General features: G+C 59.4%; 16 protein-coding genes. 5 read left to right on the forward strand and 11 right to left on the reverse strand.

The genetic code is table 11. From position 1 onward, the window contains the following. Positions 1–25: 25 nt before the first annotated feature. Positions 26–2416 carry a glucose/quinate/shikimate family membrane-bound PQQ-dependent dehydrogenase gene (locus FN633_RS12645; RefSeq protein ID WP_154057940.1) on the reverse strand — a complete coding sequence of 797 codons (2391 nt, stop codon included), beginning with the start codon at positions 2414–2416 and terminating at the stop codon, positions 26–28. 202 nt (positions 2417–2618) lie between these two features. On the opposite strand from FN633_RS12645, the gene hpt reads away from it, so the two are divergent. Further along, the gene (gene hpt / locus FN633_RS12650) at positions 2619–3161 is read left to right on the forward strand and encodes a hypoxanthine phosphoribosyltransferase (RefSeq protein ID WP_042390558.1); all 543 of its coding nucleotides are present in this window, start codon (positions 2619–2621) and stop codon (positions 3159–3161) included. A 60-nt stretch (positions 3162–3221) separates the two neighbouring features. On the opposite strand, the gene can is transcribed toward hpt, so the two are convergent. After that, positions 3222–3884 carry a carbonate dehydratase gene (can, locus tag FN633_RS12655; RefSeq protein WP_042390559.1) on the reverse strand — a complete coding sequence of 221 codons (663 nt, stop codon included), beginning with the start codon at positions 3882–3884 and terminating at the stop codon, positions 3222–3224. Positions 3885–3991: 107 nt separating this feature from the next. Here can and FN633_RS12660 point away from each other — a divergent pair, with 107 nt between their 5' ends. From FN633_RS12660 to FN633_RS12670, 3 genes are read left to right on the forward strand one after another with little or no spacing between them, the layout of a single operon-like run. Then, positions 3992–4918, forward strand: coding sequence for an ABC transporter ATP-binding protein (locus FN633_RS12660; protein ID WP_154057941.1), 927 nt, complete (start codon positions 3992–3994; stop codon positions 4916–4918). Then, positions 4915–5685, forward strand: coding sequence for an ABC transporter permease (locus FN633_RS12665; protein WP_154057942.1), 771 nt, complete (start codon positions 4915–4917; stop codon positions 5683–5685). Before FN633_RS12660 ends, FN633_RS12665 begins: the two co-directional genes overlap by 4 nt. Positions 5686–5691: 6 nt before the next feature. Then, a complete protein-coding gene (locus FN633_RS12670; RefSeq protein ID WP_154057943.1) occupies positions 5692–6930 on the forward strand; it encodes a polysaccharide deacetylase family protein in 1239 nt (412 codons plus the stop codon). A 3-nt stretch (positions 6931–6933) separates the two neighbouring features. Here the strand turns inward: FN633_RS12670 and panD are convergent, their stop codons facing one another. The 9 genes from panD to thpR all read right to left on the reverse strand — a co-directional run bounded on the left by panD (position 6934) and on the right by thpR (position 13914). Then, positions 6934–7314 carry an aspartate 1-decarboxylase gene (gene panD / locus FN633_RS12675; RefSeq protein ID WP_042390564.1) on the reverse strand — a complete coding sequence of 127 codons (381 nt, stop codon included), beginning with the start codon at positions 7312–7314 and terminating at the stop codon, positions 6934–6936. A 65-nt stretch (positions 7315–7379) separates the two neighbouring features. Then, positions 7380–8246, reverse strand: coding sequence for a pantoate--beta-alanine ligase (gene panC / locus FN633_RS12680; RefSeq protein WP_154057944.1), 867 nt, complete (start codon positions 8244–8246; stop codon positions 7380–7382). A gap of 11 nt (positions 8247–8257) precedes the next feature. Continuing rightward, complete coding sequence (panB, locus tag FN633_RS12685) at positions 8258–9049, reverse strand: 3-methyl-2-oxobutanoate hydroxymethyltransferase (RefSeq protein ID WP_042390568.1); 792 nt, start codon at positions 9047–9049, stop codon at positions 8258–8260. A gap of 94 nt (positions 9050–9143) precedes the next feature. Next, positions 9144–9623, reverse strand: a complete 480-nt coding sequence (folK, locus tag FN633_RS12690) for a 2-amino-4-hydroxy-6-hydroxymethyldihydropteridine diphosphokinase (RefSeq protein WP_154057945.1) — start codon at positions 9621–9623, stop codon at positions 9144–9146. Next, the gene (gene pcnB / locus FN633_RS12695; RefSeq protein WP_208674214.1) at positions 9620–11017 is read right to left on the reverse strand and encodes a polynucleotide adenylyltransferase PcnB; all 1398 of its coding nucleotides are present in this window, start codon (positions 11015–11017) and stop codon (positions 9620–9622) included. Before pcnB ends, folK begins: the two co-directional genes overlap by 4 nt. 55 nt (positions 11018–11072) lie before the next feature. Continuing rightward, complete coding sequence (gene gluQRS / locus FN633_RS12700) at positions 11073–11969, reverse strand: tRNA glutamyl-Q(34) synthetase GluQRS (RefSeq protein ID WP_154057946.1); 897 nt, start codon at positions 11967–11969, stop codon at positions 11073–11075. A 68-nt stretch (positions 11970–12037) separates the two neighbouring features. Next, entirely contained in the window at positions 12038–12493 is a 456-nt protein-coding gene (gene dksA, locus FN633_RS12705; protein WP_007373199.1) for an RNA polymerase-binding protein DksA, read from the reverse strand. A gap of 176 nt (positions 12494–12669) precedes the next feature. Beyond that, complete coding sequence (gene sfsA, locus FN633_RS12710) at positions 12670–13374, reverse strand: DNA/RNA nuclease SfsA (RefSeq protein ID WP_154057947.1); 705 nt, start codon at positions 13372–13374, stop codon at positions 12670–12672. Positions 13375–13383: 9 nt separating this feature from the next. Next, positions 13384–13914 carry an RNA 2',3'-cyclic phosphodiesterase gene (thpR, locus tag FN633_RS12715; protein WP_154057948.1) on the reverse strand — a complete coding sequence of 177 codons (531 nt, stop codon included), beginning with the start codon at positions 13912–13914 and terminating at the stop codon, positions 13384–13386. Between the two features lie 78 nt (positions 13915–13992). Between thpR and hrpB the strand changes: the two genes are divergently transcribed. Then, positions 13993–16422, forward strand: coding sequence for an ATP-dependent helicase HrpB (gene hrpB, locus FN633_RS12720; RefSeq protein WP_154057949.1), 2430 nt, complete (start codon positions 13993–13995; stop codon positions 16420–16422). Positions 16423–16435: the final 13 nt, after the last annotated feature.

Here is a 16435-nt window from a genome sequence, read left to right on the forward strand (position 1 = left end):
ATAGCGCCACCGGGCGTTAACGCTATTACTTCTCGTCGTCAGGCAGTGCGTAGGCAACGATATAGTCGCCCATCTTGGTACCAAACGAACCGTGACCACCCGCAGAGATGACAACGTACTGCTTGCCATTCACTTCATAGGTCATCGGCGTTGCCTGACCACCCGCTGGCAGACGTCCCTGCCACAGCTTCTCACCGTTGCTCATGTTGTAGGCGCGCAGGTAGTTATCTGCGGTCGCCGCGATGAACAGCACGTTACCGGCGGTAGAGATCGGGCCGCCCAGCATTGGCATACCAGTGGTAAACGGTAATGGGATCGGCATCGGGAACGGCAGGCTATCCTGCGGCGTACCGATACGTTTTTTCCACACCACTTCATTGGTTTTCAGATCCAGCGCGGAGATGTAACCCCAGGCAGGCTGTTTACACGGCAGGCCAATCGGTGACAGGAACGGGTTCAGGGTGACACCGTACGGCACGCCGTACTGCGGCTGAATACCTGACTCAGAGCCGGTACCTTGGCCATTTTCCGGCTCTTCCATCGGATTACCCGGACCACGCGGCATCAGCTTAGAGACAAACGGCAGCGCCATCGGGTTGGCAATCGCCACCTGACGGTGCGGATCGACAGAGATACCGCCCCACTCGAACATCCCCAGGTTACCCGGGAACACCAGCGTACCCTGCTCAGATGGCGGCGTGAAGATGCCCTCGTAGCGCAGGTTCTGGAAGATCACGCGGCATACCAGCTGGTCAAACATAGTGGCACCCCACATGTCTGCCCCGCTCAGATCTTTCTTCGGACGGAAGCTCAGGTCAGAGAACGGCTGGGTTTTGGTTACGTAGTCGCCTTTGGCCGCACCCTGCGGAACCGGCTTCTCTGGCGCTGGAACAACCAGCTGACCGTTACGGCGATCCAGCACGAAGATGTTACCGGTTTTCGCCGGGGCATAGATTACCGGTACGGTTTGACCCTTAACGGTAATATCTGCCAGCGTCGGCTGGGACGGCATATCCATATCCCACAGATCGTGGTGTACGGTCTGATAGCTCCACGCCAGTTTACCGGTGGTGGCGTTCAGGGCCACGATAGAGCTGGCATAACGCTCCTGCTCCGGCGTACGGTTACCGCCCCAGATGTCTGGCGTGGTGACGCCCATAGGCAGGTAGACCAGATCCAGCTTGGCATCATAGGCCGCCGGTGCCCAGGAGTTCGGAGAGTTCGGCGTAAAGTGATGCTCGTCCGATGGAATAGCGTTCGGATCTTTCGCGCCCGGATCGAAGGCCCACAGCAGGGCACCGGTATTGATATCGAAGCCGCGAATAACGCCAGACGGCTCACGGGTAGAGTAGTTATCGGTTACCGCACCGGCAATGACAATCACCTTATCGGTAACGATCGGCGGTGAGGTCGGCTCGTACATGCCTGGGGTGGTGACCGGCATGTTGGTTTGCAGGTTCAGAATACCTTTGTTAGCAAAGGATTCGCACAGCTTGCCGTTGTCGGCGTTGACGGCGAACAGACGACCATCGTTTACCGGCAGAATGATGCGGCGCGGGCAGTTAGCTACAACGTCCGGGCTGGCATTGTTGGCGTTCGCCTCATGATAGGAGACGCCACGGCAGGTCACGTGCTGGAACGACGGATTGGTGTTCAGCTGCGGATCGAAGTGCCACTTCTCTTTACCGGTTGCGGCATCCAGAGCAAACAGACGCTGGTGCGCGGTGCAGAGGAACAGGGTGTCGCCAACCTTAATCGGCGTGACTTCATTGGTGATCTCACCCGGATCGGTTGGCAGCTTCAGATCGCCGGTACGGAATACCCAGGCCTCTTTCAGCTTGTGCACGTTGTCGGCGTTGATCTGCTTCAGTGGAGAGTAGCGCTGACCCTCCTGGTTACGACCATAGGCCGGCCAGTCGGCATCTGCGACCTGAGAGATCGGTGCAGCAGGCGTCGCATCAGCGCTCAGCGTGCCGTTAATCTCCTGCGGATCGTTAAAGCCTGCCCAGGTCAGCATCCCGCCAGCGATCACCAGCGCCACCAGCAGAGCGGCGACCGCACCGTTGGCAGGTACGATCAGGCGACGCCAGACAAACGGCAGCACCAGCCAGATACCAAAGAAGACGAGGATGTCGCTGCGCGGGGTGAGCGCCCAGAAGTCGAAGCCGACTTCCCAGACGCCCCAGATCATGGTGCCGAGCAGGAGCGCAGCATAGAGCCAGAGCGCTACACGCTTGCTGCGCCACAGCAGCCAGGCGACGCCGAGCATGATAAGACCGGCAACGGGGTAGTACCAGGAGCCGCCAACGGCGACCAGCCAGACCCCACCGATCAGAAGGAATAGCCCGCATAGTGCTGCGAACAGGGCTGTTAACGTCACGAGCACGCGCGACGTCCGAGCTTTTGTTTCTGCCATAGAAAGAGACTCTTCATGTTTAATATTTTGATAGCAATTAATTATAGGATTTAACAAGTGTGACCGTCATCACAAATTTGGCTTTTCTTAACTCAATGCCCGAATAAAAGCATTTGCTGGTATACTGGCGCGCTAATGAATTGATGCCGGAATAGACGCTATCCGCATCGAGTGAGTGGTTAAAAAATCAAACGGTTAGCATATGAAACATACTGTTGAAGTGATGATCCCGGAAGCGGAGATCAAAGCGCGTATTAGTGAACTGGGTCGTCAAATCACCGAACGCTATCAGGAGAGCGGCAGCGAGATGGTGCTGGTGGGCCTGCTGCGCGGCTCGTTTATGTTTATGGCCGATCTGTGCCGCGAAGTGCAGGTGCCGCATGAGGTCGATTTCATGACCGCCTCCAGCTACGGCAGCGGTATGTCCACCACCCGTGACGTAAAAATCCTCAAGGATCTGGACGAAGACATTCGCGGCAAAGACGTGCTGATCGTCGAAGATATTATCGACTCGGGAAATACGCTCTCTAAAGTGCGTGAGATCCTCAGCCTGCGCGAGCCCAAGTCGCTGGCGATCTGTACCCTGCTGGATAAACCGTCGCGCCGGGAAGTTGAGGTGCCGGTAGAGTTTGTTGGCTTCTCGATCCCGGATGAGTTTGTCGTGGGTTACGGCATCGACTATGCCCAGCGCTATCGTCATCTGCCTTACGTAGGCAAAGTGGTGCCGCTGGAAGAGCAAGCATAAAAAAGCCCGGTAGCGATTACGCTTTACCGGGCCTGACAAACGCGTGCCGCCAGGGCACGCTTATTTGTGGTTAATATGCTTCTGGCCGATATTGGACACGCCCTTGCGATAGCCCTGTTCAAGGGTATCGCGGCTGGTGGCGGTGACGTCGAGATCGCGCAGCAGGCCGTCGTGAATACCGTAGGCCCAGCCGTGGATAGTGACATTCTGCCCGCGTTTCCACGCCGACTGCATAATCGTTGAGTGGCCCAGGTTATAGACCTGCTCCATCACGTTCAGCTCGCACAGGGTATCGAGGCGACGCTCTTCCGGCATTTCGCTCAGCAGCGCGTTGTGCTTGAGCCAGATGTCACGGATGTGCAGCAGCCAGTTGTTGATCAGCCCCAGCTCAGGGTTCTCAACCGCCGCCTGCACGCCGCCGCAGCCGTAGTGGCCGCAGATGATGATGTGCTCAACTTCCAGCACGTCCACCGCGTACTGCACCACCGACAGGCAGTTCAGATCGGTGTGGATAACCAGGTTGGCGACGTTACGGTGAACGAACAGCTCGCCCGGCTCAAGGCCGGTCAAACGCTCGGCGGGAACGCGGCTGTCAGAGCAGCCAATCCACAGGAAACGCGGTTTCTGGGCTTTTGACAGGGTCTCGAAAAATCCGGGATCCTCTTCCACCAGCATTTTTGACCATAGTGCATTGTTACTGATGAGTGTATCTATATCTTTCATGACGGTTAACGACCTGTAACCAAGTAAATGCGTTGAGCTAATATAGGTCAACTCCATTTAATTTTAAACCACACATAGAGTGTCAGAAAAAAGGTAAGCGAAACGACATGACCATTGCACTGGAGCTTGAGCAGCTTAAAAAAACCTATCCGGGTGGCGTGCAGGCGCTGCGCGGCATTGATTTAAAAGTAGAAGCGGGTGACTTCTACGCGCTTCTGGGACCCAACGGTGCGGGTAAATCGACCACTATCGGCATCGTCAGTTCGCTAGTAAATAAAACCTCGGGGCGGGTGAGCGTCTTTGGCTATGACCTGCAGAAGGACGTGGTAAACGCCAAACGTCAGCTTGGCCTGGTGCCGCAGGAGTTTAACTTTAACCCCTTTGAGACGGTGCAGCAGATTGTCGTCAACCAGGCGGGCTACTATGGCGTTGAGCGCCAGGAAGCACTGATCCGTAGCGAAAAGTACCTGAAGCAGCTCGATCTGTGGGAAAAACGTAACGAAAAGGCGCGGATGCTCTCCGGCGGGATGAAACGTCGACTGATGATCGCCCGGGCGCTGATGCATGAGCCAAAGTTGCTGATCCTCGACGAGCCAACCGCCGGGGTGGACATCGAGCTGCGCCGCTCCATGTGGGGCTTCCTGAAAGATTTGAACGCCCAGGGCACGACCATTATTCTCACCACCCACTATCTGGAAGAGGCGGAGATGCTCTGCCGTAATATCGGCATTATCCAGCACGGCGAGCTGGTGGAGAACACCTCCATGAAGTCGCTGCTGGCCAAGCTGAAATCGGAGACCTTTATCCTCGACCTGGCCGCGAAAAGTCCGCTGCCGACGCTGGAAGGCTACCAGTACCGGCTGGTGGATACTTCAACCCTTGAGGTCGAGGTGCTGCGTGAGCAGGGGATCAACAGCGTTTTCAGTCAGCTGAGCGCTCAGGGCGTTCAGGTATTAAGCATGCGTAACAAAGCCAACCGTTTAGAAGAGCTGTTTGTCACGCTGGTACACAATAAAAAAGGAGACCACGCATGATGCAGCTCTACTGGGTCGCGCTAAAAAGTATCTGGCACAAAGAGATCCAGCGCTTTATGCGCATCTGGATCCAGACCCTGGTTCCGCCAGTGATCACCATGACCCTCTATTTCATCATCTTCGGCAACCTGATCGGGTCGCGTATTGGTGAGATGCATGGCTTCACCTACATGCAGTTTATCGTTCCTGGCCTGATCATGATGGCGGTCATCACCAACGCCTACGCCAACGTCGCCTCGTCGTTCTTCAGCGCCAAGTTCCAGCGTAACATTGAGGAGCTGCTGGTGGCTCCGGTGCCTACCCACGTGATCATTGCTGGCTACGTCGGTGGCGGTGTGGCGCGCGGGCTGTGCGTCGGTGTGCTGGTCACGGCGGTGTCGCTCTTCTTCGTACCTTTCCAGGTGCATTCATGGCTGTTTGTCGGCCTGACGCTGCTGCTGACGGCGGTGCTCTTCTCGCTGGCGGGCCTGCTGAACGCGGTATTTGCCAAAACCTTTGACGATATCAGCCTGATCCCGACTTTCGTGCTGACGCCGCTCACCTATCTCGGCGGAGTGTTCTACTCCCTGACCCTCCTGCCGCCGTTCTGGCAGGGGCTGTCGCACCTTAACCCGATCGTCTATATGATCAGCGGTTTCCGCTTCGGCTTCCTGGGGATTAGCGACGTGCCGCTGGTAATGACCGTCGGCGTGCTGGCGGTATTTATCGTCGCGTTCTACCTGCTGTGCTGGTATCTGATCCAGCGTGGGCGTGGCCTGCGTAGCTAATCCCCCATGTTCATACGTCTACTTCTGGCGCTGCTCCTGGTATGGAGCAGCGCCGCCTCTGCCCGCCTGTTGGAGCAGGACTCCCCGGCTCGCTATATGCAGACCACCGAGGCCGCTGCCGTCTGGGCGCAGATTGGCGACCGGGTGATCAACGTCGGCTATGTGCAGGCGGGGCAGATTATTGCGGTGATGAATGGGGAAGGGGACTACAGCGCCTTTCGCTTCGGCTTTGGCCGGGCTTTTATCGACAAAGGCCATCTGGAGCCGGTGCGCGGTAAAAAACGGGTGCAGGACCGGCTGGGGGATCTCAACAAGCCTCTCAGCAATCAGAACCTGATAACCTGGAAAGCGACCCCGCTCTACAGCGGGCCTAACGTCAGAAGCGCGCCTTTCGGCATGCTGGCAGAGAACCTGCGCTACCCCATCGTCGGCAAGCTGCGCGATGGGTTGAATCAGACCTGGTTCCAGATCCGCATCGGCGACCGGCTGGCCTATATCAGCAGCCTGGATGCGCAGGAGGATCACGGCATCCCGGTGCTCACCTACCACCACATTCTGCGCGATGAAGAGAACACCCGCTTTCGCCACACCTCAACCACCACGTCGGTTCGCGCCTTCAGCAACCAGATGACCTGGCTGCGGGATCGGGGCTATACCACCCTGACGATGTATCAGCTGGAGGGCTACCTGAAGAACCGGCTCAACCTTCCGGCCCGCGCAGTGGTTATTACCTTTGACGATGGGCTGAAGTCGATCAGCCGCTATGCCTGGCCGATCCTCAAGCAGTACGGCTTTAAGGCGACGTCGTTTATTATCTCGTCGCGCATTAAAGCCTATCCGCAACGGTGGGACCCGACATCGTTACAGTTTATGAGCATCTCCGAGCTCCGCGGTATTCAGGACGTGTTTGATATCCAGTCGCATACCCACTTTCTGCATCGGGTGGACGCCACGCGTCATCCCATTCTGCTCAGCCGCAGCTACCACATCATTGAGTTCGATTTTGCCCACTCGCGCCGGGCGCTGTCGCAGTTTAATCCGCACGTGGATTATCTCTCGTATCCCTTTGGCGGCTATAACGAGAAAGCAATCGAGGCGGCGCGGGATGCCGGTTTTCATATGGCGGTGACAACGGTGAAGGGGAAGGTGAAGCCGGGGGATAATCCGTTCTTACTGAAACGACTCTATATCTTAAGAACGGACTCGTTAGATGAGATGGCACGGCTGGTCGGCAACCAGCCGTAGCGATTAGGCAACCTGAACCGGCACTGCTTTCGCTTTGCGGGTCATCTCGTTGTCGCCGTCGAAGTAGGCCACCTTCGGCTGCCAGCTGCGGGCCTGCTCGTCCGGCATCGTCACGTAGGTGGCGATGATCAGGATGTCGCCCACGTCGGCACAGTGGGCCGCCGCGCCGTTGACCGAGATGATTTTCGAGCCGCGCTCGCCGGCAATCGCATAGGTGGAGAAGCGCTTGCCGTTGGTCACGTTGTAAATATCGATGGCTTCGTATTCCAGAATACCAGCCGCCTCAAGGAAATCCTGGTCAATAGCGCAGGAGCCTTCATAGTGCAGGTCTGCCTGAGTCACTTTGACGCGGTGGAGCTTGCCTTGCAGCATAGTGCGGATCATAACGTCTACCTTTGTGCTTGTGTTGGCCCGGCCGCCTGCGCCGCCGGGAGTAAAATGTCAGAGCATCAACCCGCTGGCGGCGGGGTCAGCTCTACCGTCACGTTGTCGATGAGGCGCGCCTGGCCAAGCCATGCCGCCATCAGGATCACCGCCCGCTGGCTGGCATCGGTCAGCGCCAGCAGCGTGTCGGCATCGCGGATCTGGATCTCATCGGTACGAAAACCGGCTTCATCCAGCGCCTGTCCGGCCTCGGCAATCATCTCTTCCAGCGGGCGTTCGCCTGCCCGCAGCTTCGCTGCCAGGGCGTTCATCTCTTTGCTCAGCGCCGGGGCAATCTTACGCTGCTCCGCCGTGAGGTAGCCGTTGCGCGAGCTGAGGGCCAGACCGTCTTTGGCACGCACCGTCGGCACGCCAACGATGTCGATGTCGTAGCCCATGTCGGCCACCATCTTGCGGATCACCGCCAGCTGCTGGAAGTCTTTCTCACCAAAGCAGGCGACGTCCGGCTGGACCAGGTTAAACAGCTTGCTGACGATGGTCGCTACGCCACGGAAATGACCCGGACGGCTTGCACCTTCCAGCATGGTAGAGAGGCCAGGAACGTCAACGTAGGTCTGCTCTCCGGTACCCTGGGGGTAAACCTGATCGGCGGCAGGGGCGAAGACAAAATCTACCTTACGCTTGTTCAGCTTCTCGCAATCTTCCTGCAGGGTGCGCGGGTAGCGCTGCAGATCGTCAGGGCGATCAAACTGCATGGGATTAACAAAGATGCTCACCACCACCACATCAGCGTGGGTTTTCGCTTCGTCAACCAGCTGCATATGACCATCGTGCAGGTTGCCCATGGTCGGCACCAGCGCAACGCGCTGGCCCTCACGGCGCAGTCGGCGGATGTGCTGGCGCAGCAGCGGCAGGGTTTCAATAATCAACACGCGTAGGCTCCTTAGTGAAAACTGTGCTCTTCGCCGGGGTAGGTCCCCGCTTCGACTTCGCTCACGTACTGGCGCACGGCGGCGCGCATGTCGCCCGTGCCGGCCAGGAAATTCTTGGCAAATTTAGGAATATGCCCGCCGGTGATGCCGAACGCATCGTGCATCACCAGGATCTGGCCGTCGGTCACGTTGCCTGCGCCGATGCCGATCACCGGAATAGTCAGCGCCTCGGTAATACGTTTTGCCAGCGCAACCGGCACGCACTCCAGGACCAGCAGCTGTGCGCCAGCCGCCTCTAACGCCAGGGCGTCATCAAACAGCGTCTGGGCCGCGTCGCCGCGTCCCTGTACCTTGTAGCCGCCGAAGACGTTTACCGACTGCGGGGTTAACCCCAGGTGGCCGCACACCGGCACGGCGCGCTCGGTGAGCATGTTAACCGTCTCGGCCAGCCAGCGGCCGCCTTCGATTTTAACCATGTTGGCCCCGGCGCGCATCACCGTGGCGGCGTTGGCAAAGGCCTGTTCAGGGGTGGCGTAGGCCATAAAGGGCAGGTCGGCGAGCAGCAGGCAGTTTGGTGCGCCGCGGCGTACGCTCTGGGTATGGTAGGCGATATCCGCGACCGTTACCGGCAGGGTAGAGTCATGACCTTGTACCGTCATCCCTAACGAGTCGCCGACCAGCATGACGTTAATGCCCTCTTCGGCAAAAAGCTTGGCGAAGCTGTAGTCATACGCGGTGATGGTGGCAAAGCGTTTCTGTTCCTGTTTGCACTTTTGCAGCCAGGAGAGGGTGGTTGGTTTCATAATGTTTCCTGATGGAGCCTTCAACTTTCCGGCATTTTATCAGTAACGTCAGGGCGGACAATGATTTTCAGCAGGTTTACGGGGAGGAGTGGTCTTACCAGCGTGCCGGTTTGGCTGCACCGAGGTGCGCAAGCACGCTGGCAAGCGTCTCGCCGTCGGGGAAATGCAGTTCGGGCGCGATCTCAAACAGCGGCCAGAGCATAAAACCACGGTTTTTCATATCGTAGTGGGGCACGGTCAGACGTGGGGTGGCGAGGGTCTCATTGCCGAACAGCATGATGTCGAGATCCAGCGTGCGCGGCCCCCAGCGCTCTGCTTTACGCACCCGGCCCTGGTCTAGCTCGATACGCTGGGTGTGATCCAGCAGAGCTTCAGGTGCCAGCGAGGTCTCCAGCGCCACGGCGGCGTTAAGATAGTCAGGCTGATCCTGCGGACCCAGCGGCGGCGTGCGGTAGAGGCCGGAAACGGCGACAATCCGGCTATCGGGGATGTTTCCCAGCGCCGCGATTGCCGCATTAACCTGGGTCAGAGGCGACGCCAGGTTACTGCCAAGGGCGATATAGACCCGCGTCATGCACTGCCTTCGCGACGCGGGGCGCGCTTACGCGGGCGGCGATGGCGACGGCGGGTCTCGGGCTCGTCGTCCAGCACGTCAAGCATGCCTTTCTGCGCGGGCGGTGCGGCCACCTGAAACTCGCCCCACCACTGCACCAGACGTTGCAGTTCGTGGTTGCCCTCGATCTCGGCTCGCAGGGCGAGCAGATCGTAGGCGGCGCGGAATTTCGGATGCTCCATCAGCTTCCAGGCGCGTTTACCCTGACGGCGGGACATACGCAGCTGCAGCTGCCAGATATCGCGTACTAGGGTGGTGATCCGTTTCGGGATAGCCAGCGTACGGCAGGCTTCATCCAGCACGTCGTTCATCGCCAGCGCGAAGGCGTCGTGATAGGTCAGGCCGCTCTCCTGGGCGATCTTCTGCGCGGTCTCCAGCTGCGGATACCAGAGCATAGCGGCAAACAGGAACGCCGGATTGACGCGCATATCGTTCTGAATGCGGGTATCGGTGTTCTTCAGCACCAGGTTGATGATCCGCTCCATCGACGAATCGCCCTTCTCGGTGAAGAAGCGCGTGATGGTTGGGAACAGGGGCTGGAACAGGCTGTATTCGCGCAGCAGCTGATAGGTGTCAAAACCGTTGCCTGCCTGCAGCAGCTTCAGCGACTCTTCAAACAGGCGCGCCGGCGGCACGTCGTTGATCAGCGTCGCGAGACGGGCGATCGGCTCGGCGGTCTCCGGGCTGATGCGCATATGCAGCTTGGCGGCAAAGCGCACCGCGCGCAGCATCCGCACCGGATCTTCCCGATAGCGGGTCTCCGGGTTACCGATCAGGCGGATAACACCCTCTTCAAGATCCTGCATCCCGCCGACGTAGTCGCGCACGGAAAAATCGGCGACGCTGTAGTAGAGGCTGTTGATGGTGAAGTCGCGGCGCTGGGCGTCGTCTTCAATCGAACCAAAGATGTTGTCACGCAGCAGCATGCCGTTCTGGCCGCGCTGGGAGGTGGTGCGGTCGGCAGGCTGATCTTCGTGATGTCCACGGAAGGTGGCCACCTCGATGATCTCTGGACCAAACATCACGTGTGCCAGACGGAAACGACGGCCCACCAGGCGGCAGTTGCGGAACAGCTTGCGCACCTGATCCGGCGTAGCGTTAGTCGTGACGTCAAAATCTTTCGGTTTTTTGCCTAGCAGCAGATCGCGGACGCCGCCGCCTACAAGGTAGGCTTCATAGCCCGCTTTGTTCAGACGGTACAGCACCTTGAGGGCATTTTCACTGATATCTTTGCGGGAGATTGTGTGCTGCTCGCGCGGAATAACCGTCATTCGCGGCTGGGCGATGACCTCCTCGGCCATGCTTTCCTCGCGGCTTAACACCTTGCGGCAAAAATTAGCGACTCGGGTAAAAATAGTGCACCTCGGTTGTATCAGTCTTAACGACAAAAAAATTGCGGCTAATCATAGCTCAGAGTGGGGCATTTAGGAATGCCGGATTGATCTGCGCTGTCTCAGGAACCCGTGACAGATCCCACTTCTCTACCGCACGCGCCAGCAGGGCCCCGGTGGGCAAATCCTGCCAGTTACTTGTTACATCCTGATTGAGAAATTGTAAAGCATGGATCAGCGTCGGCCGCGGATCGCCTTCCGGCAGCGGTGGGGCATGATTCTGCTTGGAGAGCTTGTTGCCGTCGCTGTTCATCGCCAGCGGCAGGTGAATGTAGTCAGGCGGCGGCCAGCCAAGCTGTTGGTAGAGCGAAATCTGCCGCACCGTGGGGGCAATCAGATCCGCGCCGCGCACGATCTCCGTCACGCCCTGAAAGTTATCATCTACAACGACGGCCAGGTTATAGGCAAACAGGCCATCCCGGCGGTGGATAATAAAATCCTCGCGCGCCAGGGCCTCATCAGCGTAGAGGTCGCCGCGCAGCCGGTCGTGAAAGTACAGCACCGGCTGATGCTGCCACAGACGCAGCGCGGCGTTCTCGGGGCCGTTATCGCGCAGGCGACAGTGGCCGTCATACACCCCGCCGATGCGCTGAATACGCGCCCGTGTGCAGGTGCAGTAGTAGCTCAGCCCGCGCTGGCGCAAATTATTTAGCGCCTCGCGGTAGGCTTCATGCCGCTGGGACTGCCAGAGCACCTCGCCATCCCAGTGCAGACCGTAGCGATCGAGCTGGCGCAGAATAGTGTCGGCCGCACCGGGTACTTCCCTGGGCGGATCGATATCCTCAATGCGTACCCGCCACGTCCCGCGCTGGGCACGGGCCTGTAAATAGCTGCCAAGGGCGGCTATCAGCGAACCAAAATGGAGTTCACCGGAGGGCGATGGCGCAAAGCGCCCAATATAGTGTGATTCTGGCATGTCGGCAGGTAAGAGATAACAGGGCGGGAGAGACTCCCGCCACAGAGAACGGTGCGAAAACGCCGGGCTTAGCCCGCCATCTGTTTTTCGCGGATTTCAGCCAGTGTTTTGCAGTCAATGCACAGGTCGGCTGTCGGACGTGCTTCCAGACGACGAATGCCAATCTCAACACCGCAGGATTCGCAGAAGCCAAAATCTTCGTCTTCTACTTTCTTCAGCGTCTTCTCGATCTTTTTAATCAGTTTACGCTCGCGGTCACGGTTACGCAGTTCGAGGCTGAACTCCTCTTCCTGGGCGGCTCTGTCAACCGGATCCGGGAAGTTAGCAGCTTCATCCTGCATATGGGTGACGGTGCGATCGACTTCATCCCTGAGTTGATTACGCCACGCTTCAAGAATACGCTTGAAGTGCGCCAGCTGGGCTTCGTTCATATACTCTTCGCCCGGCTTCTCCTGATACGGCTCCACGCCAGCAATGGCGAGAATACTCAGGGACGATGTTTTACGGTTTTGCCCTTCTTGCATGTTGCTTCTCCTTAACACGCACTATCGATCCCCGTGTTCGGGGGAAAAATCAGGCCGCTATAAATAGCAGATGCTTTTCCGGATAGCAATTATCTAAACGTAACACTTGACAACCCTGTGAGGAAAAGCGTATTTGCGCACGTAGACCAGAATGCTATCTGGCTGGTCGCCGATCCTTAGCTTTCATAAGGTAAAGGCGATCTAAGACTTATTTCTTCGGCAGAAAGTTCCGCTTTGTAAATCAGAATTTCTACCCCCTGCCGCTGCGCTTCTTCTAAAAGCTGTGCGTATTTTGCATCAATATGACGCGCCGGTGAGAAACGTTCAATGGCGGAGTGCAGTACGGTAAACAGCATCACCGCCCGATCCCCACTGGCCGCCACACTCATTAACTCCCGCAGATGCTTCTGCCCGCGAAGAGTCACTGCATCGGGAAAATAGCCGTATCCCTTGTCGGCAAGCGTGACCGATTTCACTTCAATATAGCAGTTGCGGCGTGCCTCCGCCTGCAACATAAGGTCTATTCTGCTATTTTCGGAGCCGTATTTTACTTCACTTTTCAGCACGCTATAGCCCTGCAGCTCAGGGATGACGCCGGAAAGAATCGCCTCTTTAGCCAGCGTGTTGGCCCGCAATGTGTTGACGCAAATAAACGTGCCATTTTGCGTCTGGGTGATCTCCCAGGTGTGCGGATACTTACGCGTTGCGCTGTCGGAAGTGGAGTACCAGACGGTGTCGCCGGGCGTGGCGCAGCCGGTCATTGCCCCGGTATTAGGACAGTGCAGCGTCAGGGCCGTGCCGTCCGGGGTAATCACATCCGCCAGAAAACGCTTGTAGCGCTGCACCAGGGTGGCAGACCGTAACGAAGGGGAGAACTGCATTAGAACCTCTTATTCAGCAAGCCGCCAGCTCTCCAGTGGCGCATAACGGGTGCGCCCCCGGGAAAACTGCGACTCATAGAGCACAAATTCGTTAACCGGAAAGGACCAGCTAAACCCCGGCGGCGGAATAGCTACCGCGTGGCTGGCGTTGCGCAGTAGCGTCACGTGAGGATGAAACGGCTGTGGGCTTTGGTAGCAGCCGCTGCGGGCGGCCTGAGCGCGCAGCAGGTTGGCTAGCTGCAACAGGCCGCGCGGCGGCTGGCGCGTGCCGAGCCAGACCACCCGCGAGCGCAGCCACTGTCCGGCATCGTCCAGGGTCAGGGTAAAGCCGGGCTGACGGATGCGTCCGGCAAGCTGGCTCAGCGCACGCTGCTTCTCCTCGCCGACCTCGCCGAGAAACGCCAGCGTCACGTGAAGATTCGCCGCCTCAATAGGACGTCCGGCCTCCGGGGCAAAGTGGGCCGCCCGCCAGTGGATAATCTGCTGCTGGATCTCGCCGGGCAGCGCAACGGCGAAAAACAGCCTTTTTGGCTCAGACATAAGCGATACTCGGTAATGATTTACGGCGATGCTACAATGCTCGCCGTTGAAATGAAAGTTAACCCCCTGGAGCCATGCGTGTCCTCTCTGCCCGTCGCTGCCGTACTGCCCGAACTGCTCTCTGCGCTCGCCCATGCGCCACAGGTCCTGCTCAACGCCCCCACCGGCGCGGGTAAATCGACCTGGCTGCCGCTGCAAATTCTCGCCGAGGGTCATATTACCGGGCGCATTCTGCTGCTGGAGCCGCGTCGTCTGGCGGCGCGCAACGTTGCCCAGCGGCTCGCGGAGCTCTTAGGGGAGAAGCCAGGCGAGACGGTGGGCTACCGGATGCGCGGTGAAACCTGCGTTAGCGCAGCGACGCGGCTGGAGGTGGTGACCGAGGGGATCCTGACCCGCATGATCCAGCGCGATCCGGAGCTGGCTGACATTGGGCTGGTGATCCTCGATGAGTTCCACGAGCGCAGCCTGGAGGCCGATCTGGCCCTGGCCCTGCTGCTGGACGTGCAGCAGGGGCTGCGCGACGATCTCAAGCTGCTTATTATGTCGGCGACGCTGGATAACGACCGTCTTCAGCGCCTGCTGCCGGACGCGCCGGTTATCGCCTCGGAGGGGCGGGCGTACCCGGTAGATCGCCGCTACCAGCCGCTGCCCAGCCACGTCCGCTTTGACGAGGCCGTTGCCGCGGCGACCGCCGAGCTGCTGCGGACCGAGCGCGGCTCGCTGCTGCTGTTTTTGCCCGGCGTTGGTGAGATCCAGCGCGTGCAGGAGCAACTGGCCCAGCGCGTCGGCAGTGACGTGCTGCTCTGCCCGCTCTACGGCGCGCTGCCCCTGAGCGAGCAGCGCAAAGCGATCCTGCCCGCGCCGGAGGGGCTGCGCAAAGTGGTGCTGGCTACCAATATCGCCGAGACCAGTTTGACCATCGAAGGGATCCGGCTGGTGGTCGATAGCGCCCAGGAGCGGGTGGCCCGCTTCGACGCCCGCACCGGGCTGACGCGGCTGGTGACCCAGCGGGTGAGCCAGGCCTCGATGACCCAGCGCGCCGGACGTGCCGGACGGCTGGAGCCAGGGATCTGTCTGCATCTGCTGGCGAAAGAGCAGGCAGAGCGGGCGGCGGCCCAGAGCGAGCCGGAGATCCTGCAAAGCGATCTCAGCGCCATGCTGCTGGAGCTGGTGCAGTGGGGCTGTCGCGATCCGGCCCAGCTCTGCTGGCTGGACATGCCGCCAGCGGTGAACCTGGCGGCGGCAGAGACCCTATTAGTGCAGCTCGGCGCGCTGGAAAACCGGCGGCTGACGGCGCGCGGGCAGAAGATGGCGACGCTGGGCGTAACGCCACGGCTCTCGGCTATGCTGGTGAGTGCCCAGACCGGTGACGAGGCGGCAACGGCGGCGAAGCTTGCTGCTATCCTGGAGGAGCCGCCGCGCGGCGGCAGTACCGATCTCGGGGTGGCCTTCTCCCGCAGCCAGCCGCATTGGCAGCGGCGCAGCCGTCAGCTGCTTAAGCGGCTCACCAGCACAGAGGGCAGGGAAGATAGCGATCTGATCCCCATCCTGCTGGCGCGCGGGTTTGCCGACCGCATTGCCCGTCGGCGCGGTCAGGAGGGGCGCTACCAGCTGGCGAACGGCATGGGGGCGATGCTCGACGTAGACGACGCCATGGGCCGCCACGAGTGGCTGATTGCGCCGCTGCTGCTACAGGGCAGCCAGCAGCCGGACGCGCGCATTTTACAGGCAGTGTCAGTCAATATTGAGTCACTTACCACCGCCGCGCCGTGGCTACTGCATAACGCCGATACCGTGGAGTGGGACGACGCCCACGGCACCCTTAAAGCGCTGCGCCGCAGCCAGATCGGCCAGCTGACGGTGAGCGTCAGGCCGCTGGCGAAGCCGTCAGAGACGGAGCTGCACCAGGCGATGCTGAACGGCATTCGCGATAAGGGACTCCAGGTGCTGAACTGGACCCCGGCGGCGGAGCAGCTGCGCCTGCGCCTCCACTGTGCGGCGCAGTGGCTGCCAGAATATGAGTGGCCAGCGGTGGATGACGCCTCGCTTTTGGCCACGCTTGAGCTATGGTTACTTCCCGATATGCAGGGCGTTCACTCCCTGCGAGCGCTGAAAGCGCTGGATTTGATCCATGCGCTCAACCATTTACTGCCGTGGCCGCTGCGTCAACGGCTGGATAGTGCGCTGCCTGGGCATTACACTGTGCCGACGGGAAGCCAGATTGCCATCCGCTACCATGCGGAGAATCCGCCGGTGCTGGCGGTGCGGATGCAGGAGATGTTTGGCGAGGCTGCCACCCCGGTTATTGCCGAAGGGCGGATGCCGCTGGTGCTGGAGCTGCTGTCGCCAGCGCAGCGCCCGCTACAGATCACGCGCGATCTCAGCGCGTTCTGGGCGGGTGCTTACCGTGAAGTGCAAAAAGAGATGAAGGGACGTTATCCGAAGCATGTCTGGCCGGACGATCCGGCGAATACCGCGCCGACAAGGCGGGTTAAAAAATATTCGTAAGATTAGCGAAAGC

Origin of the sequence: Pseudescherichia vulneris (genome assembly GCF_902164725.1) — a bacterium.
Classification (GTDB): Bacteria; Pseudomonadota; Gammaproteobacteria; order Enterobacterales; family Enterobacteriaceae; genus Pseudescherichia; species Pseudescherichia vulneris.